Origin of the sequence: Klebsiella sp. GN_Kp190, from assembly GCF_040061795.1 — a bacterium.
In the GTDB taxonomy this organism is placed as follows: domain Bacteria; phylum Pseudomonadota; class Gammaproteobacteria; order Enterobacterales; family Enterobacteriaceae; genus Klebsiella; species Klebsiella michiganensis.
On the sequence record NZ_JBEAFN010000015.1, the window covers coordinates 1 to 18,988 of the forward strand.

Genomic DNA, 18,988 nt, shown 5'->3' on the forward strand with positions numbered 1-18,988 from the left:
AGACCGCACGAATTGTAGCCCGGCTAAGCGCAGCGCGAGCCGGGGAGTTTATTGCGGCTTTTTGGGCCGATACTTTTCCGGTAACTCCGGCACCGGGCGTTTGTCATCGATCAGGTGGCGAATCGTCAGGATCGGGTGCCGCCAGAGCATCCGCGGCCCCGCCCAGCGCATAATCTGCTTCATCTCTTCGCGTTTCGCGGGCTGATAGCAGTGCACCGGGCACTGCTTGCAGGCGGGCTTTTCTTCGCCAAATACGCACTTATCCAGCCGCTTGTCGGCATAGCCGTTGAGCGCCTGATAGTGTTCGGCGTCGTCGCGAGCATCCGGGCAGCGGCGCTGGTAGAGCGCAATCATGCTGCTAATGGTCTTTTTTTCCCGCGCAATACGTTTGCCCGCCATCGCCTGTTCCCTCCGATAAAGATGCATTCATAATACACATTCAGAGAGGACGATGCAGCCCCATACTCCCTGAGGATTATGCCGGTTTATCCACGTGCCCCAGCGGTTTTTCCGGGAAGCACACATCGCGCACCCGGCGCTTGAGCTCCGCCGCGTCGGGGAAACCACCATCCTGCTTGCGCTCCCAGATTTGCACATCATCAACGGCCACCACGAAGATCCCGCCGGTTCCCGGAACCAGCGTGACCGAAGCGATATCGGTGCTAAAGCTGTGCAGCAGTTCCTGTGCCATCCAGCTGGCGCGCAGCATCCAGTTGCACTGCGAACAGTAGGTGATGGTAATCGCGGCTTTATGGCTCATCGGCTTCTCGCTGTCGGTAAAAGGGCAAATTGTAAACAACTTGCAGATTAATTGAAGATAACATGATTATTTTGTTGCAAACGATAATACCTATCATTACCATTCGCAATCAATAAGCATGGAGAAAAAACGTCCAGTAACGGAATAACCGGACACACCTGCACTCTGGAAGTAACGCGTGAGCCAATACTAATAATGATTAAGGCGTGGCTACTATGTATAACTCCACTCAATCAACAGCATGGTTCAAGAAAAGCCTGCTGGTGACTTCTTTGCTTACAGCAATTTATCAGACTTCCGCCGGGGCGGCTGATACCACCGCGAAAACCACCAGCAGCGCATCGACTGATGACAGCTCGGAACGGATGACCGTTACCGCGCCGGCGCCGTTGCTGAAAGCGGGCAGCGAACATTCGATCGGCGCTCAGGAGCTGCAGGATAAAGGGGCCAACGACTTTGGCTCGATCATGCGCTACGAGCCGCTCATTAGCGCCACCGGCGCCAGCGGCGGTTCCGGCAACGGCAAAAGCGGCTTCGACCGCGGCGGCTATACCGGCTACAACATACGCGGCATGGAGAGCAACCGCGTCGGGATCGACGTCGACGGCATCGCCCAGCCGAACGCCACCGGGCGCAGCTACGCCAGCCGCGCGGGCCTTAATACCTTCGGTATGGGCCGCGACTATATTGACCCCTACATGTACGGCAGCATCGATATTCAGTCCGGGGCGACATCAACGGAAACCGCCAACAGCGCCATCGGCGGCAACGTCTCTTTCCGCCCGAAATCCGCGGATGACTATCTGCATCCGGGCAAAACCAGCGCCTTCGGCTACCGCAGCGGCTACGACTCGTCCGATCGCAGCTGGCACAACGGCGTCACGGTCGCCGGCGGCGATGAGACCCTGCGCGGGATCTTCGTCTACAGCCGTCGCGACGGTCAGGAGACGGAAAATAACAGCGGGACCGTTGATTCCTATCCGGCAAACTGGCACTCGGACGCCTTTATGGCCTCCGGGATCTGGCAGCCGAATGACGAACATAAGTTCACCAGCACCTTCGATTATTACCATAAAACGAACCACACGCATTACGACGCCTGGGACTCCAGCGGCAACAGCGTTATCGGTACGTCAAACCAGACCAGCCAGACCCGCCGCTGGGGCCTGAGCCTGAAAGACGACTGGACGCCGATGAACGACTATATCGACAGCGTATCGACCAAAGTCTACTACCAGCATACCGAGGCCCATGACTGGACATATATGCCGGACAGCGTCACCCGCGCGATGCAAACGGTGAGCTCCGACTACGATACCGACACCTGGGGGATTCAGAGCGCGCTGGCGAAATCGATAGGCCGCCACGATCTGAGCGCCGGTTTTAACGCCAGCACGACGAAAACCCAGCGGCCGTTAACCCAGTCGCCAACCCCGAGCGCCTATAGCCAGATTATGCAGCCGGACGCCGACAGCCGCGGCTATATCGTCGCCGGCTTCCTGCAGGACAAAATTAACTTCGACCTCGACGGCCATAACTTTGCGGTTATCCCGGGCATTCGCGTGATGCATCAGTCGACCAAACCGGAAAACGTCTCCGATTTGGCCAACAACAGCAGCGTGCTGACCGGTTCCGACGTGTCAAATCTGTACGGTAAGAACGCTGATACCCAGGCGCTGCCGTCGCTGGTGTTGCAGTACGATATCACCCCGCGCCTGATGACTTATCTGCAGTATCAGCGCGGCGCGCAGTTCCCGAACGCCAGCCAGCTATACGGTTCGTGGAACCTCGGCTCCAGCTACGCCGGACGCGCCCAGTATGCGCTGATCGGCAACACCGATCTGAAAACCGAAACCAGCGATAACGTTGAGTGGGGGATGAAGGGCGAAGTGGCGGAAGGCATCACCATGCGTACCGCGCTGTTCTACAACACCTATAAGAACTTTATCGCCTATACCCGCTACACCCGCGCCAATAATCCGACGCAGTTCACTAACGTACCGTCGAACATCTACACCATTTACCAGGCGGAAAACCGCGATAAAGCGTACATCTACGGCGGCGAAATCAGCGCTAAATTCAACTTTGGCACCTGGTTTGAAGAGGTTAACGGCCTGAGTGCCACCCTCGCTTACGGCTATAGTGAAGGGCAATCGAAATCCAGCTACAGCGGCGATAAGTACGTCGACCTCGATAGCGTCGCGCCAATGAAGGCCATCGTCGGCGTGGCGTGGGACGATCCGGCAAAAGTGTACGGCACCGCGCTGACCGCCACCTTTGTTAAGGGCAAGCGCGCCACCGCCACCAACCGCGAAAGCTATACCAACTCCGGCTCCGCGATTACCGATTCGACCAGCGAGTATATGCGCGTTCCGGGCTACGGCATGCTGGACTGGACAGCGTACTGGCAGGTCGCGAAGAACGTGCGCGTCAACGGCGGCGTGTACAACATTACCGATCGTAAATACTGGGATTATCTGAGCAGCCGCAATATCGAAACGGCGACGAACCAGGACGCCAACGACAGAGCGCTGGCGGTGATGCCTGGCCGCACCTGGCAGCTGGGCGTGAACGTCGATTTCTGACCGGCCAATAATAAGAAACCTGCTCCCCGGCCGCGCGCCGGGGAAACTCATCGTAGAGAAGGATGTGAATTATGCAAAACACCCAACCGCAACATACCCCGCTGTGGCAGCGCTATCTGACCACGAAAGCGCAATCTTCCGCGAAATACGCCCGCGATATCGCCGCCGAAATGGGGATTAGCGAAGCCGAGCTGACCGAAGCCCGCCTGGGCTACGATGCCGTACGTCTGCAGGACGACGCCCGCGCCATTCTGACGGCGCTGGAAACCGTGGGGGAAACCAAATGCATCTGCCGCAACGAATACGCGGTGCATGAGCAGGTCGGCGAATTTACCCATCAGCATCTGAGCGGCCACGCCGGGCTGGTGCTCAATCCGCGCGCCCTCGATCTGCGCCTGTTTCTCAGCCAGTGGGCCAGCGCTTTTCGCCTGAACGACAACGGCCGCCAGAGCATCCAGTTCTTCGATCCGCACGGCGACGCGCTGCTCAAGGTTTACACCACCGGCAATACCGACATGGCGGCCTGGGATGCGCTGATTGCCGGGCATACGCAGCAATCGCCTGCCCCGCTGGCGATTCGCCCGGCCGAACCGCTGAAATATGCCGACTCCGCCGACGCGGCGGCGCTGGAAAATGAATGGCGGGCCATGACCGACGTTCACCAGTTCTTCGGCCTGCTGAGAAAATATAGCCTGTCGCGCCAGCAGGCTTTCCGCCTGGTCAGCGACGACCTCGCCTGCCGCATTGACACCCAGACGCTGCCGGGCCTGCTGGAAACGATCCGCCAGGATGGCAACGAGATCATGATTTTTGTCGGCAACCGCGGCTGCGTGCAGATCTTCACCGGCGCGCTGGAAAAAGTCGCTCCGATGCGCGGCTGGCTGAATATCTTCAACACCGCTTTTACCCTGCATCTGCGCGAGGAGAGCGTGGATGAAATCTGGGTGACCCGCAAACCGACCTCTGACGGCCACGTCACCAGCGTCGAGCTGTTCGCCAAAGATGGCACGCAGATCGCACAGCTGTTCGGTCAACGCAGCGAAGGCCATCCGGAGCAGGCGCAGTGGCGTGCGCAGGTCGATCGTTTGACTACCGAAGGACTCATCGCATGAAGCGCTGGCTGATATTGCTTGCGGCGTTCCCGCTGTTGGCCAGCGCCGCCGCCGAGCGCATTGTGTCACTCGGCGGAGACGTCACGGAGGTGGTTTACGCCCTCAACGCCCAGCGGCAGCTGGTGGCGAAAGACAGCACCAGCACCTGGCCTGCCGCCGCGCAGAGCCTGCCGGATGTGGGCTATATCCGCCAGCTGAACGCCGAGGGGATCCTCTCCCTGCGGCCGACGCTGGTGCTGGCCAGCGCCCAGGCGCAGCCCTCGCTGGTGCTGAAAAAGGTTGAAGAGAATAAGGTTAAGGTGATCAACGTCCCGGGCGGCTACGACCTGCCGGCAATCGAGGCAAAAATTGGCGTGATTGCCGACGCCCTTGGTAAGCAGAGCGAAGGTAACGCCCTGCGCCAGAAGGTTCATCAGCAGATCGCGCAAATTCCGTCGCAGCCCGTGAACAAGCGGGTGCTGTTTATTCTCAGCCACGGCGGCATGAATACCATGGTGGCCGGGAAACAAACCGCGGCGGATGGCGCAATCAGGGCGGCCGGGCTGCAAAATGCCATGCAGAGCTTCGACCATTATCGCAGCATGTCGCAGGAGGGCGTTATCGCCAGCACGCCGGACCTGGTGGTGATCTCCGCCGATGGGCTGAAAGGCATGGGCGGCGAAGCCGGGCTCTGGAAGCTGCCGGGGCTGGCGCAGACGCCTGCGGGACGCCATAAACAGGTACTGGTGATAGATGATATGGCCCTGCTCGGCTTTGGTCCGCGCACCCCGCAGGCGGTGCTCGCGCTGCGGCAAAAAGCGGAGCAGCTGCCCTGATGCGCTCCCACCCTGCCCGTCATCTGTGGTTAATGACGCTGCTGCTGATTGTCCTGACGCTGCTCGCCACGACCCTGGGCGCCATGCGTCTGCCGTTGGCCAGCCTGCTGCCCTCCGGCGATGAGATCCTGAGAAACATCTGGCTGACCATTCGTTTGCCGCGAGTGCTGCTGGCGCTGCTGGTCGGCGCCGCGCTGGCGCTCTCCGGCTGCGTGATGCAGGGGCTTTTTCGCAACCCCCTCGCCGATCCGGGGCTGTTAGGGATCAGCGGCGGCGCGGCGCTGGCGGTCGCCTGCTGGCTGGTGCTGCCTCTGTCGGTGCCGCTGCTCGTGGCGCTGTACGCCCCGATGCTGGCGGCGTTTATCGGCAGCATGGCGGTGATGGTGGTGATTTTTATCCTCAGCCGGGCGGGAGACGCCTCGCTTTCGCGCCTGCTGCTGGTCGGCATCGCCATTAACGCCCTGTGCGGCGCGCTGGTCGGGGTACTGGCGTGGATCAGCAACGATACCCAGCTGCGCCAGCTTTCGCTTTGGGGGATGGGCAGCCTCGGGCAGGCGGAATGGTCGACGCTGCTGGTGGCGGCCACGCTGATGATCCCGGCTTCCCTCGTGGTGTGGGCGATGGCTTCACGGCTTAACCTGCTGCAGCTGGGCGATGAAGAAGCGCACTACCTCGGCGTCAACGTTCGCGCCCTGCAGCGGCTACTGCTGCTGTGCAGCGCATTGCTGGTGGCGTCGGCGGTGGCTATCAGCGGCATTATCGGCTTTATCGGTCTGGTCGTGCCGCATTTGATGCGGATGTGGCTGGGGCCGGACCATCGCGGCCTGGTCCCCGGTTCGCTGCTGTGCGGCGCGATGTTACTGCTGCTGGCCGACACGCTGGCGCGTACCGTTGCCGCCCCCGCCGAGATGCCGGTCGGGCTGTTGACCAGCGTACTCGGCGCGCCGTGGTTTCTGTGGCTGATTTTTCGTCGGGAGAAAGGGACCCATGGATAACCGCTATAGCGCGCGTTCGCTGTCGCTGCGTCTGGGTAACCGGCAGATTATTCATGATGTTTCGCTCCAGCTCTGCGGCGGTGGAATGACGGCATTGATTGGCCCCAACGGCGCCGGTAAATCAACCCTGCTGCGCCTGTTGACCGGTTATTTAACGCCCGACGGTGGCGTACGGGTGGTGGAGGGCCGTCCGCTGGAGAGCTGGTCGGCAGAAACGCTTTCCCGCCGCCGGGCGGTGATGCTGCAGCGTACCCAGCTTCACGCCGACTGGCCGGTTGAGACGGTTATCGCCATGGGCCGTTCGCCGTGGGGCGGCGTAGCAAATGCGGAGATGATCCGCCGGGTGATGGAAGAGACCGGCTGCGATCATCTGGCCGGGAGACGCTACCCTTCCCTCTCCGGCGGCGAACAGCAGCGGGTGCAGCTGGCCCGCTGCCTGGCACAGCTGTGGCGCGATGGCGCCCCCGAGGGCTGGCTGTTTCTTGATGAGCCCACTTCGGCGCTGGATCTCTATTACCAGCAGCATCTGCTGCGCCTGCTCAAACGCCTGGCCCGCAGCAGCCGGCTGCACGTCTGCATAGTGCTGCACGACCTGAACCTCGCGGCGCTGTGGGCCGACCGGATTCTGCTACTGTATCAGGGGAAGCTGGTAGCCGAGGGCACGCCGCAGGAGGTGATCCAGCAGCCGATTATCAGCCGCTGGTACGGCGCGGAGGTCAGCATGGGGGAACATCCCGATGCGGCCGTTCCGCAGGTCTATCTGGCGCCGTGAACTGGTAGCAGTGTTGCGCCAGAATAGCCCGATGCCAGCCAATAATCCTTTCCCAGCTCGCGCTGCGCTTCGTCGGGCTACAATTCGTGCGGTATGTAGTCCGGCGAAGGCGTCAGCCGCGCCCGGAGGACTCCATAAGGGCGCACGTTGTCAGTAAGGCATTGACGTCCGTTCCATTCGTGATTAGCCGGTTACGGTCTTGAAGCCGTGCCATCCGGCGTCCGCGCCATCGTCCATGACGGAATGCCGCCTTCGCACGGATACTTCGCCGCTTTGGCCTCATCAAGATCAATTCCCAGACCCGGTTTATTATTTAGGTAGGCATAACCGTGGTCTATCTCCGGGCATCCCGGGAAGACCTCGCGCAAAGCATCATTCATCGGCGTGTACTCCTGAATACCGAAGTTGGGCGAGCTAAGATCAAGGTGCATGTTCGCGCAAACCCCAACCGGTGAGATATCGCCAGGCCCATGCCATGCGGTGCGCACACCGTTAAGCTCGCTATACACCGCCAGTTTCTTCGCCGGCGTTATCCCGCCGATAGTGCTGACGTGGCAGCGGATATAATCGATCAGCTTATTGTCGATTAAGGGTTTCCACTCATTCACATTCACAAACAGCTCCCCCATAGAGATTGGCGTAGAGGCCTGCTGGCGGAGCATTTTAAGCCAGTCGATATTTTCCGGGGCGACAGGATCTTCAAGGTAGAAGAGCTGATATTGTTCAAGCGTTTTGGCGAGATGAATTGCGGTTACCGGCGTCACGCGCTCATGCACGTCATGAATGAACTCAATACCGAATCCCAGCTTGTTGCGCAGATGGTCAAACAGGCGAGGAACACTTTTAGCATAAGCGTCCGGGTCAAAATAGATTCCCGGCGTTTTGCTGCGCGGGGAACGCTTCGGTTGGATATTTTTCGCCCGCGCCAGTTGGGTCGCAATGAGCTTAAGATCGTCGGTACCCGCGCCACCGTACATCCCCATCTGACAGCGTACGTACTGGTATCCCTCTTCCATTCTGGCGCGGATATTGTCCTCGACTTCGACTTCGTCCCCGCCATCGGTATGGCAATACAGCGGAATGCCGTCGCGGCATTTACCGCCTAACAAATCATACACCGGCATGCCCGCCAGCTTACCTTTAATATCCCACAGCGCCATATCCACACCGGATAGCGCGTTGTTCATAATCGGTCCGCTGCGCCAGTAGCCGCTGACCGCGCCAGACTGCCAGATATCTTCAATTCGCGTGGGATCTTTGCCAATGAGAAAAGGCGCCATGTACTCATCGATAGCGCTTTTCACGGCGAAGATTCGCTGGGTAAACGTCGCACAGCCCAAGCCATACAGGCCTGGCTCGTTGGTTTCGACCTTCACAACCGCCAGATCAATGCCGCCGGGCGCCGTCAGAATCGTTTTCACGTTGGTGATTTTCAGGTTACTCACTTTAACTCCTCAGTTCACAGAATTAACTGCCTGTCATGCTGTAAGCGAATATTATCGCCATATTTGTAAGTTGTCCTACAACTTTGCATTGTTATAACACGACGATTAGCGGCTCGTATCCTCAATCTTTATTTCTGTGATCGCGATCATGCCAGCAAACAAAAAAAGAATTAAAAGCAATATATACAATTACTTATACAAGAAACCTCATTTAAACAGGAGTTGTGTTTGTGATCTATATTGCAAAATTATTTTTAGCTTATTGCTTTTGCTTCGCCAAAAAATCAAGCTTAAATAAGACAGTCGTCATACAAGTAAAATTAAGCGAGGAAATAAAAATGAGCGCATTATTCGATTTAACGGGAAAAACGGCTCTGGTCACCGGTTCGGCGCGCGGTCTGGGGTTTGCCTATGCAGAAGGCCTCGCTGCGGCAGGCGCCAGAGTGATACTGAACGATATTCGCGAAACGCTGCTGGCAGAGTCGGTCGATGTGTTGGCAAGTAAAGGCTACAGCGCGCACGGCGCGGCGTTCGACGTCACCAGCGAAGATGCGATTGAGAAAGCCTTTAGCAAACTGGATGCACAGGGCATTCACGTGGATATTTTGATAAACAACGCCGGGATTCAATACCGCAAACCGATGGTAGAACTGGAGCTGGAAAACTGGCAAAAAGTGATTGATACCAACCTGACCAGCGCATTTCTGGTCTCGCGCGCCGCGGCAAAACGAATGATCGCCCGCCGGTCCGGCGGTAAAATTGTCAATATTGGTTCGCTAACCAGCCAGGCTGCACGGCCTACCGTCGCTCCCTACACGGCGGCAAAAGGGGGGATCAAAATGCTCACCTGCTCCATGGCGGCGGAGTGGGCACAGTTCAATATACAGAGCAACGCCATTGGCCCAGGCTATATTTTGACCGATATGAATACTGCCCTTATCGAAGATAAGCAGTTTGATAGCTGGGTGAAAAACAGCAACCCATCGCAGCGCTGGGGCCGCCCGGAAGAATTGATTGGTACTGCGGTTTTCTTGTCCTCGAAAGCCTCAGATTATATCAACGGACAGATTATTTACGTCGACGGCGGCTGGTTGGCGGTTCTGTAATATCGCGGTGCATTCAGCATTTTTGCCTTTAAAATTTTCGGCGTGCCTGAATATTTACTATACGGGTCTGCCGATATCACACAGGTATAATTATGAAGGCTTCAAGATCACGACTCTTTATTCTCACATTGTTATTTATTGTCACCGCTATTAACTATATGGATCGCGCCAATCTTGCAGTCGCAGGCTCAAATATCCAGGATGACTTTAGTTTAACACCGACGCAGCTCGGTTTACTTTTTTCTATGTTCACCTGGGCATATGCAGCTAGCCAGATCCCCGTAGGCTATATTCTTGACAGAATAGGCTCCCGCATTCTGTACGGTGGCGCTATTATTTTATGGAGTGTATTTACTTTTATGATGGGCTTTTCGTCCCACCATCTTTTCTCGACAGCGACGGCATCCTTCGTCATGCTATTAGCTTGCCGGGCGTTAATTGGTGTCGCCGAAGCACCGTCATTCCCCTCTAATACAAAAATTATTGCTACCTGGTTTCCGGATCATGAACGAGCAAGAGCTACCGCCATATACTCCAGCGCACAATATATTGGTCTGGCTCTACTGACTCCAGCGTTGTCTTTTATCGTCGCCAATTATGGTTGGGAAATGTCATTTTATTTATCCGGCGGCGCGGGAATACTGTTTGGCATATACTGGCTGATATATTATCGCGACCCGCAGCACAGCACTACGGTGAATCAGGCAGAGCTTGATTACATCAAGGCTGGAGGCGGCTATGGCTCAGAGAACCAATCCGCCGTCAGTACAAAAATCGGCTGGCAGGATATTAAATTCTTCCTCTGCCGGAAGACCATCTGGGGCCTGTTCATTACGCAGTTTGCCTGTTCCTCAACGCTCTATTTTTTTCTCACTTGGTTTATTGTTTATCTGGAAAAAGGGCTGCACCTTTCCATATCAAAAGCAGGCGTTGGCGCCATGCTACCTTATATTATGGCAATGTTTGGTGTGCTATGCGGTGGCACACTGAGTGATTTACTGCTGAAAAAAGGAAAATCCAGAACTTTTGCCCGTAAATTACCAGTAATGGCTGGTTTATTAGTTACAATGATTATTGCTTTAGTTAATTTTTTTGAAGACCAGCCGATTATTGCTATTGTGATACTTTCCATTGCTTTTTTTGCCAATGCCTTTTCAAATTTAGGCTGGGTAGTGTGGAGCGATGTCATTCCGCGAAATTTCCTCGGAACCATGGGCGGTTTTTTAAATATATGCGGAAATCTTTCCGGGATCGTCAGCCCGATTGTTATCGGGATCATTCTTGAGCGCACTCAAAATTTCCAATATGCCATGTGGTATATCGCCGCCGTCGCCGGACTGGGTCTGCTGGCCTATATCTTTCTGGTAGGTAAAATAGAAGTTATTTTACCCGAAGAGGATAATCCAGATAGCCGCGATAATAACGCATTGCACCCGGCAACAAATAATAAATCCTGAGGTAATTATGAACACTGAGAAAATAACCTGTAACGCCTGTCTGGCACATGCTGAAAAAGACGTGCGGTTTGCAACACGCGATATTGAATACGGCAAGCATGATGTGTTGGTTAAAGTGGCCTACGGCGGGATCTGCGGTTCAGACATTCACTATTATCAACATGGTCGCGCGGGTATGTCGATTTTGAAACACCCCATGGTCATCGGCCATGAATTTGTTGGCGTGGTGGAAAAATGTCCGGCAGAGAGCGGGTTAAAGGTTGGTCAGACCGTTGCTATCAACCCCTCTTGCCCGTGTAACCAATGTGGGATGTGTCTTTCGGGCAAACAAAACATGTGTAGCTCAATGCGCTTTATGGGAAGCGCGCAGTTTAACCCGCACGTGAATGGCGGCTTTGCTGAATACGTAGCGGTTAAGCCGGAACAATGTATTGCATACGATAGTCGGGTGCCGGCCAACGTCATGGCCTTTTCCGAACCTCTGGCCGTTGCCATTCACGCGGTGAAAATGGCAGGCCAGTTGACTGGAAAACGTGTACTGGTGATTGGGGCAGGCCCTATCGGCTGCCTGATTCTGGCAGCGGCCAAAAGCGCAGGCGCCTCTGATGTGGTGGCCTGCGATTTAAGCCCGCGGTGTCTGGAACTGGCGCAACAGATGGGCGCCACGGCAGTGATGGATCCTCGGGATGAAAAGCGCAGCGCGTATTATCAGCAAAACAGAGGCTACTTCGACATAGTCTTCGAAGCCTCCGGCGCACCTGCGGCAATAGCATCAACGGTGGATTTCACCCGCCCAACAGGAACGATTGTACAAGTGGGTATGGGCGTAAGCCCGATAACCTGGCCGGTCTCTGCCATGCTGGTCAAAGAAATTAATCTGGTAGGCTCGTTCCGGTTTATTGACGAATTTACTACCGCAGTGCGCTGGCTTGAAGATGGCCGCATTAATCCGCGCCCGCTAATTAGCGCCGAATTCTCCCCTGACAGCATTGAACAGGCATTGATAACCGCGGCGGACAAGAATATCTCAGCTAAGGTCCTCATTCGCTTTGAATAACCGCGACAAGCGCCCGGTCGGGCGCTTTGTTCTTAAAAGTGAATGTTATACAATGCTGCAATTCTCAGCACTCTACCGGACAGCGATCTTGAGCATAAAATCCATTCAAAAACAGAACGTTGTAAATGAAATTTATGATCAGATCAGCGCAAAGCTGCTGGATGGGAGCTGGCCACCGGGTAGCCGCCTTCCGTCTGAAGCGGAGCTGACCGCTTCCTTTAACGTTAGCAGGGTCAGCGTGCGCAGCGCTGTCCAGCGCTTTCGCGATCTCGGCATCGTCGTCACTCGTCAGGGGAGCGGTAGCTACGTAAGCGATCACTTTACGCCGCAGATGCTGAGCAACGATCCTCGTCCCATCATGCATCTTAGCCGCGAAGAGTTTCACGATATGATGGTCTTCCGCCAGACCGTGGAGTTCAAATGCGTGGAGCTGGCCGTTACTCATGCCACGGAAGAGGACATTCTTGAGCTCGAACAGGCGCTCAACAATATGCTGATTAACAAAGGCGACTACAAAAAGTATTCGGAGGCAGACTACGCTTTCCATCTGGCTATCGTCAGGGCTTCACACAACAGCGTCTTTTATAACGTAATGAATTCAATAAAAGATATTTATTACTATTATCTTGAAGAGCTGAATCGCGCGCTCGGTATCACCCTTGAGAGCGTAGAAGCCCATATCAAAGTCTACATGTCGATAAAAAATCGCGATGCCAGTACAGCAGTGAAAGTACTTAACGAAGCCATGTCGGAGAACGTTACCGCCATTGATAAAATTAAGTCTTCAACCAGCAGCAACAATTGATTAATCGCCCTCCCCTCTTATCACAACTTTCCGTTGCCGGTATCGCTACCGACAACGGCGGTTTTATAGTGCGTTAGAAAATTGCCCGATACAGCGCTTTAATCTCTTCCAGATTGGTGTCACGCGGGTTGCCGCCGGTGCACACGTCCGCCAGAGCCGCCGCCGCAAGGGCATCAATATCCTCTTCTTTCATACCGACATCGCGCAGGCGCGCCGGGATATTGACGTCGCGATTCAGCTGCGCCACCGCCTCAATGGCTGCCTGACGCGCTTCGGCAATCGGCAGGGTTGACGCCTGCTTGTTGCCGAGGGCCACCGCAATGTCGCGATATTTTTCGCCAGTATATTCGGCGTTGTAGGCCATGATATGCGGCAGCAGCACCGCGTTAGCCACGCCGTGCGGCGTACCGTAGAACGCGCCCAGCGGGTGGGCCATACCGTGGACCAGCCCCAGACCAACGTTTGAGAAGCCCATTCCGGCAATATACTGCCCCAGCGCCATCCCTTCCGCGCCCTGTGCCTCGCCCTGAACGGAAGCACGCAGCGAGCGGCCAATCACCTCGATAGCCTTCAGATGCAGCATGTCGGTGAGTTCCCATGCGCCTTTAGTGATGTAGCCTTCAATCGCATGGGTTAGCGCGTCGACGCCGGTCGCCGCCTTCAGGCTGGCCGGCATGCTGCTCATCATCTCGGCATCGATGATCGCCACTACCGGGATATCGTGCGGGTCATAGCAAACAAATTTGCGGCGATTCTGTACGTCGGTAATCACGTAGTTGATGGTGACTTCGGCTGCCGTACCGGCGGTGGTTGGGATCGCAATCATCGGCACGGCGGCGTTTTTCGTCTCCGCCCCGCCTTCGAGACTGCGGACATCGGCGAACTCCGGGTTATTAATGATGATGCCTATCGCCTTACAGGTATCCTGCGGTGAGCCGCCGCCGATAGCGATCAGGTAGTCGGCGCCCGACTGTTTAAACGTCTCTACGCCCTGCTGCACAACCTCAATCGTGGGATTCGGGACCACTTCATCAAAAATGCTGTAAGGCAGCCCGGCTTCGTCGAGAATAGCAAAAACTTTTGTTGCGACGTTAAAACGAATCAGATCCTTATCCGTGACCACCAGCGCTTTTTTGAAGCCGCGTTTTTTAACTTCATCAACGATACAGCGAATCGAACCTGGGCCAAAATAAGAGGTTTCGTTTAAAATCATTCTGTAAGCCATTTGTGCTCCCTCAATTCGAGTGTTTGATAACCATAATATTTAGCCCTACAGTAACGTGACTGGCGCAGCCATTTTATTAATTCATATCAAATAACACCCTAATTGCCCGGCACGCTGTTGCAGTTAATTAACCCATCGCACATTAGTCATGAGATCTGTCCAGCATACTGGACATCAGCGAGCATCAACTTTAATGACGCCCAGGGACACCAACAGTAATATATACCCGTCATACTTCAAGTTGCTTATGTGTTGGCTACGCTCATTCCCCCCAGTCACATAGTTATCTATGCTCCCGGGGACTCACTCCCTTGCCGCCTTTAAGCAACTCGAATTATTTAGGGTATAGACCTGAGAAAGATATTATCTCATGATGGATATTATTGAACTGGATCACATTATTTTATCTTTTACTGCCGATACGCATTCGTATAGCCAAAAAGATATCTCTGCAGAAGCACAACAGAAACAGGAGGGTCTCATGGCGCTTAAGCCGGCGTGCGTTAAAAACTGCCGTCGATTATTCTCTATATCTCTTTCTTATCCATCTCCTTATCTCACCGCCCGCCAACATCAAGTGCATCAGATAGTCATATCGTCAACTTAACACTTTAGAAACAAAAGCATCATTTCCTCAACAAAGCGGCCATCCCAGGTCGTTGGCTATCGATTAAACATCTATTATAAGAATTATCTGTCATTATTCATAATTGCTTATCGGCCGGTCGATAGCAAAACATCTTTTTCATAAGAGTCGCGAGTTCTCATTATTAAGAATATTCTCTATCATTTGCGAGATATTATTTGTTAATAATCTAAAAACATAAAAAAAACAGTCAAGATCTCTATCTTTATTGCAAACAACATTACCTCTTGTTAATATAGCCCTTGACATATATTATTTATTATAAAAATACCATTTATGATGCTTATTAACTTTTATTCTAATCACCTGACCATACTTCTCCAACGGCAGTAGTAAATGTCTGACTTTATAAATTGACATTTCGCACCTGTCCGCTAATTCACGAGTAAGTAACCCTTCAGGTTCATGTTCTTTCAATACATAAAGAATATACTCCTGCTCTGGTACAATTACCCCGGAGAATTTATTGATGCCCATTGAACTCATCAATACTCGTAAACTTTCAACTGCAGCCACAGAATTTTGATGTGAATGCGGGGTACAGGGTGAAAATGAAATCTTCATGAGTCAGCTCCTTCTGTCATTAAGTACACGGCAGTATGGATTGCCCCTACGAAAACGGCAACATTAGCTTTAAATTTCAACTTAAACAGTACATTTATCTGAAATTCACTTTTTTTTATGATAAAAACCCTGATATAAAGAGTGAATTTTTAATTCCGTGCGGAGATAAAAATGCGGTTCGATATAGAGGGATTTATTACATTTGATACTGAGGAAGCATCGCTGGTCAATCTTTTGACCGGTGATTGTATTGAACTCTCTGCTACATCCACTCGCCTCCTGACCAATCTGTTACAATACCGTGGGGATATTATTTCTCGCGTTGACATTTTTCAGTCGGTGTTTGAAAAATATGGCGCCAGACCTTCTAATAGCAACCTGAATCAATACATCTCAACGCTGCGTCGCAGCCTTGCGGATCTGGGCGTTGAGAAAAATGTGATTATTACGGTACCGCGAATTGGCTTTAAAATTTCTGAGGAAGTCATTATCACCAGCGACAATGATTACTCCTCCTCTTTCACTCTCCCGACGCTGGCCCCTGAACCTCCCAGGCGTAGTTTGCTGTGGCAACACCGCAAAGTCGCCATTTTATTTATCCCGATGGTGATAGCTTTGATACTACTTTTACAGTTTTTTACCCATCAAAAACAGTCCCCTACAGCGATTTTTACTCAGGATAAATGTATTTTTTATGGCGCAGGAGCGCTACGCGTGGGGGAAATACTCAGAAATAAAAAGCTGTTCCCCTCGGGGCTCGATTGTTCTACACCCAAGAAAATTTATCTTTTCAACCGACAATTAAATCAGGAACAGGACTTAGGTATTTATATGGATATATTCATACTCAAATGCGATATAAAGTACCAGCAGTGCCACAGTTACTACTATAAGGAAATAAAAAATGCGTAAATACGCTTTTATCGCGCTGGCCTGTACGCTAACGCTGGCATTAGCTTCCATCCTGTACATTTGTTTCAACAGCCATGACGCTTTCTCCTGTAAATCACAATACGATCTTACAGAGGAAATAAATGAGAATGTTCTCCGCTCCCAGGGCTTGCTGTCCGCTGAGTTTTCCAACCATCGTCTTATAATCAACCTTGAGGGATTGCTCACCAGCGAGGGAGATAAATACATTGTCTCGCGCACCCTCTCCATCACCTTAAAAAAAAGCACCGCTGCGGGTCATCTTTTTTATATTTCTGATTCGCAAACCACTCGCCACAACGGTGATAATACGCCTGATAACATCGCGCAAAAAATCCTCTTTGGCAACCAAACTAATGATAGAATCATCTATATCAATCGCGTTAATGATGATACTATTTTATTCGGTAACCAAACGTTCCCACAATATGGTTGCCAGCGTCAAAAAACAATCATTGATTGAGATTTATCTCATTAATTTTAATTATAAAGATATCATGACGATACATTTACTACCGACGTTAGCCAGCATCGCTAATATCATTGATATGATTAACCCACGGCTAAATCTGCACCATGTCAGAACGGCGTTTATCGCATCGCATCTGGCAAATTTAGTCAATTTTTCTGCGGCCCAGCGGCGTAAAACCATTCTCGCCGCGCTTATTCATGATGTCGGCGGATTAAATGAAAAGTCGCGCCTTGAGCCGCTCAACTACATCGATAATGAACATAATAATCACGCGCTAATCGGCAGCGAGTTGCTTAACCGAATTCCGCTGTTTCGCCCGCTCAACAGAATCGTTCGCTATCATCACACCCGCTGGCGCAACGGTCTGGGGCATTATATTGAAGGTGAGCGGGTGCCCGAAGAGAGCCATCTGCTCTTCTTCGCTGACCGGCTGGATGTACTTTATTGCGAGCACCGTACCGACCATAGCGCCTTTTTAAGCAACAAGCTGGTCGACATCGTTGCTGCCGGAGCTAATATTCTTTATAAACAGGAGTATATTCAGGCCTTCAGAACGCTCTCCGCCGATGGCCATTTCTGGTCCGTCATGGCGTCCACCGATTATCGCGATTACATTAACGCGATCTCCGGCGTCCATAACGACACCCTCTCTTTACACAACCTCCGCGATATTGCCGAGCTGGTCTCTTTTATTATCGATCAATTCAGTCAGCAGACGCCCTGGCACTCCGCCGCCGTCGGGCACATTGCCGGTTATCTGGCGACAAAAATAGAAATGAGCGCGACGCAAGCGCTGAAAGTAGAAATTGGCGGGTTACTGCATAATATTTCCTGTCTGGATCATAGCCCGCCGTCAAAACGCGTTGGTGCGTCAGACAACGCCCGGCACACGCTTTATCCTATTGAAGGTATTGATGATATTTCTGAGTGGATGGCCATACAAAATGGCCCCGCGCCGCTTCAATTACACGAGGAAATCCTTAAGCCAGAAGCCGTGCTTATCGCGGTGAGCCGACGGGTGGTTCATGCGCTAAATGGACCGAAAGCGGAAGAGAAGTCGCTGGCGCAGTTAATAAAAAATAACCCGGGAGAGGAAATTCCCCCGTTTATGTTATCCCTGATTGCCCAATATTCCCCACAGATTATCCAGGTCTATCGTGCAACCGCTGGCGAAATACAGGCGTTAATGAATCGCATTGCGCAACTCACGCATTCCGTTTAGAGGCTAACCCGGCCTAATCACAGACTCAGGCGCTCAATCCGCCGTCCAGAACCAGGGTTTGCCCGGTCATATACTGGCTCCCCTCACCGATTAAAAACGCCACCGCCTGCAGCACATCATCCGTTTCGCCCAATCGGCGTAGCGGTATCGACTGGCGCATCTCTTTCAATTTTTGCGCGGGTATCTCCTCCAGCATCTCCGTACGGATCAGGCCCGGCGCCAGGCAGTTGACCCGAATGCCGAAGCGCCCGACCTCCAGCGCCAGCGAGCGCGCAATACCGCTCATCGCCGCTTTACTCGCGGCGTACGCCGTCTGCCCCACGTTGCCCTTTAACGCGCTGACCGACGACATCATCACGATGGAGCCCCGCCGCTGCGTGAGCATCGCCGGCAGCAGCACCCGGTTCCAGTTCATCATCGAGATCACATTGGTTTCCAACACCTCGCGCCAGAGCGCGGCGTCCTGATGAATATGCAGGCCATCGCGAGCTATCCCGGCATTGTGAATAATCGCTTCCGGCGCCCCCCGCTCGGCCAGTAGCGCCTGCGCAAGCTGTTCAACCCGCGACGCGTCGTTGCCGTCGCAGACGTATCCCTGCACCCGGTGGGCGGAGTTTTCGCTCGCCGCCTGGGTGGCGTTAATCGCAGCCTCATCGCGGCCGGTAAAGACCACGTTCCGGCTTTGCGCCAGGCCGGTGACCAGCGCCCGACCGATACCGCGGCTGCCGCCGGTCACCAATATCCATTGTTGCTCCATATCAGTTACCTGACTCTTTGCTGATGTGCTGACACAGTTCGCCCAGGGTGATCCCCGGATTGTGAATGAACCAGTCCGCCTCCAGGGTGATATTGAATTCACGTTTTGCCAGCACCATGAGCTCGACGTAGTCCAGGCTATCTAATTTCAGTCGAACCAGCGGCGTATTCTCATCAATCTCATCCGGTTCCAGGTCTTTCGCATCGCAAATCATTTCACATACTTTTTGCAGAACTTCATCATAGGCAGTCATAAATTATCCT

Annotated in this window: 20 protein-coding genes; 13 read left to right on the forward strand and 7 right to left on the reverse strand. The window is 53.4% G+C overall.

Annotation, left to right across the window (positions count from 1 at the left end; translation table 11 throughout):
* Positions 1–48: 48 nt before the first annotated feature.
* Positions 49–399 (reverse strand): nitrous oxide-stimulated promoter family protein, encoded by a 351-nt coding sequence (locus tag ABLU67_RS11840; RefSeq protein WP_014226548.1) that lies wholly within the window; start codon positions 397–399, stop codon positions 49–51.
* A gap of 76 nt (positions 400–475) precedes the next feature.
* Complete coding sequence (locus ABLU67_RS11845; protein WP_004853555.1) at positions 476–760, reverse strand: SelT/SelW/SelH family protein; 285 nt, start codon at positions 758–760, stop codon at positions 476–478.
* Positions 761–975: 215 nt separating this feature from the next.
* On the opposite strand from ABLU67_RS11845, the gene ABLU67_RS11850 reads away from it, so the two are divergent.
* From ABLU67_RS11850 to ABLU67_RS11870, 5 genes are all read left to right on the forward strand, one after another.
* A complete protein-coding gene (locus tag ABLU67_RS11850) occupies positions 976–3,345 on the forward strand; it encodes a TonB-dependent receptor (RefSeq protein WP_046877417.1) in 2,370 nt (789 codons plus the stop codon).
* A gap of 71 nt (positions 3,346–3,416) precedes the next feature.
* Positions 3,417–4,457, forward strand: a complete 1,041-nt coding sequence (locus tag ABLU67_RS11855) for a ChuX/HutX family heme-like substrate-binding protein (protein WP_064404100.1) — start codon at positions 3,417–3,419, stop codon at positions 4,455–4,457.
* Positions 4,454–5,272, forward strand: coding sequence for a hemin ABC transporter substrate-binding protein (locus tag ABLU67_RS11860; protein WP_064404102.1), 819 nt, complete (start codon positions 4,454–4,456; stop codon positions 5,270–5,272). The genes ABLU67_RS11855 and ABLU67_RS11860 overlap by 4 nt, the downstream gene beginning before the upstream one ends.
* Entirely contained in the window at positions 5,272–6,267 is a 996-nt protein-coding gene (locus ABLU67_RS11865) for an iron ABC transporter permease (RefSeq protein WP_014226552.1), read from the forward strand. Before ABLU67_RS11860 ends, ABLU67_RS11865 begins: the two co-directional genes overlap by 1 nt.
* Positions 6,260–7,039: a heme ABC transporter ATP-binding protein gene (locus ABLU67_RS11870; RefSeq protein WP_128334567.1), complete on the forward strand. Its 780-nt coding sequence runs from the start codon at positions 6,260–6,262 to the stop codon at positions 7,037–7,039. The genes ABLU67_RS11865 and ABLU67_RS11870 overlap by 8 nt, the downstream gene beginning before the upstream one ends.
* A 191-nt stretch (positions 7,040–7,230) precedes the next feature.
* On the opposite strand, the gene ABLU67_RS11875 is transcribed toward ABLU67_RS11870, so the two are convergent.
* Positions 7,231–8,484 carry an enolase C-terminal domain-like protein gene (locus ABLU67_RS11875; protein ID WP_128334566.1) on the reverse strand — a complete coding sequence of 418 codons (1,254 nt, stop codon included), beginning with the start codon at positions 8,482–8,484 and terminating at the stop codon, positions 7,231–7,233.
* 338 nt (positions 8,485–8,822) lie between these two features.
* Here ABLU67_RS11875 and ABLU67_RS11880 point away from each other — a divergent pair, with 338 nt between their 5' ends.
* The 4 genes from ABLU67_RS11880 (at position 8,823) to ABLU67_RS11895 (ending at position 12,909) form a co-directional block, all read left to right on the forward strand.
* A complete protein-coding gene (locus tag ABLU67_RS11880; RefSeq protein WP_032694641.1) occupies positions 8,823–9,590 on the forward strand; it encodes an SDR family oxidoreductase in 768 nt (255 codons plus the stop codon).
* A 92-nt stretch (positions 9,591–9,682) separates the two neighbouring features.
* Positions 9,683–11,047 carry an MFS transporter gene (locus ABLU67_RS11885; protein ID WP_128334565.1) on the forward strand — a complete coding sequence of 455 codons (1,365 nt, stop codon included), beginning with the start codon at positions 9,683–9,685 and terminating at the stop codon, positions 11,045–11,047.
* Positions 11,048–11,054: 7 nt separating this feature from the next.
* Positions 11,055–12,104: an L-idonate 5-dehydrogenase gene (idnD, locus tag ABLU67_RS11890; RefSeq protein ID WP_128334564.1), complete on the forward strand. Its 1,050-nt coding sequence runs from the start codon at positions 11,055–11,057 to the stop codon at positions 12,102–12,104.
* An 88-nt stretch (positions 12,105–12,192) separates the two neighbouring features.
* A complete protein-coding gene (locus ABLU67_RS11895; RefSeq protein ID WP_032751004.1) occupies positions 12,193–12,909 on the forward strand; it encodes a FadR/GntR family transcriptional regulator in 717 nt (238 codons plus the stop codon).
* Positions 12,910–12,982: 73 nt separating this feature from the next.
* Here ABLU67_RS11895 and fucO read toward each other — a convergent pair whose 3' ends face one another.
* Positions 12,983–14,134 (reverse strand): lactaldehyde reductase, encoded by a 1,152-nt coding sequence (gene fucO / locus ABLU67_RS11900; protein WP_032751006.1) that lies wholly within the window; start codon positions 14,132–14,134, stop codon positions 12,983–12,985.
* Between the two features lie 370 nt (positions 14,135–14,504).
* Between fucO and ABLU67_RS11905 the strand changes: the two genes are divergently transcribed.
* Complete coding sequence (locus tag ABLU67_RS11905; RefSeq protein WP_129897099.1) at positions 14,505–14,741, forward strand: hypothetical protein; 237 nt, start codon at positions 14,505–14,507, stop codon at positions 14,739–14,741.
* A 291-nt stretch (positions 14,742–15,032) separates the two neighbouring features.
* On the opposite strand, the gene ABLU67_RS11910 is transcribed toward ABLU67_RS11905, so the two are convergent.
* Entirely contained in the window at positions 15,033–15,344 is a 312-nt protein-coding gene (locus ABLU67_RS11910) for a FaeA/PapI family transcriptional regulator (protein WP_025106451.1), read from the reverse strand.
* 171 nt (positions 15,345–15,515) lie between these two features.
* Between ABLU67_RS11910 and ABLU67_RS11915 the strand changes: the two genes are divergently transcribed.
* Genes ABLU67_RS11915 through ABLU67_RS11925 form a run of 3 tightly spaced genes read left to right on the forward strand, consistent with a single transcriptional unit; the run spans position 15,516 to position 17,968 of the window.
* Positions 15,516–16,256, forward strand: coding sequence for a winged helix-turn-helix domain-containing protein (locus ABLU67_RS11915; protein WP_128335004.1), 741 nt, complete (start codon positions 15,516–15,518; stop codon positions 16,254–16,256).
* Entirely contained in the window at positions 16,249–16,737 is a 489-nt protein-coding gene (locus tag ABLU67_RS11920; protein ID WP_224254855.1) for a hypothetical protein, read from the forward strand. Before ABLU67_RS11915 ends, ABLU67_RS11920 begins: the two co-directional genes overlap by 8 nt.
* Complete coding sequence (locus ABLU67_RS11925; RefSeq protein ID WP_348852305.1) at positions 16,703–17,968, forward strand: HD domain-containing protein; 1,266 nt, start codon at positions 16,703–16,705, stop codon at positions 17,966–17,968. Before ABLU67_RS11920 ends, ABLU67_RS11925 begins: the two co-directional genes overlap by 35 nt.
* Positions 17,969–17,993: 25 nt before the next feature.
* On the opposite strand, the gene ABLU67_RS11930 is transcribed toward ABLU67_RS11925, so the two are convergent.
* The gene (locus ABLU67_RS11930; RefSeq protein WP_064358564.1) at positions 17,994–18,725 is read right to left on the reverse strand and encodes an SDR family NAD(P)-dependent oxidoreductase; all 732 of its coding nucleotides are present in this window, start codon (positions 18,723–18,725) and stop codon (positions 17,994–17,996) included.
* Between the two features lies 1 nt (position 18,726).
* Positions 18,727–18,978 (reverse strand): acyl carrier protein, encoded by a 252-nt coding sequence (locus ABLU67_RS11935; protein ID WP_004853570.1) that lies wholly within the window; start codon positions 18,976–18,978, stop codon positions 18,727–18,729.
* Positions 18,979–18,988 lie beyond the last annotated feature (10 nt).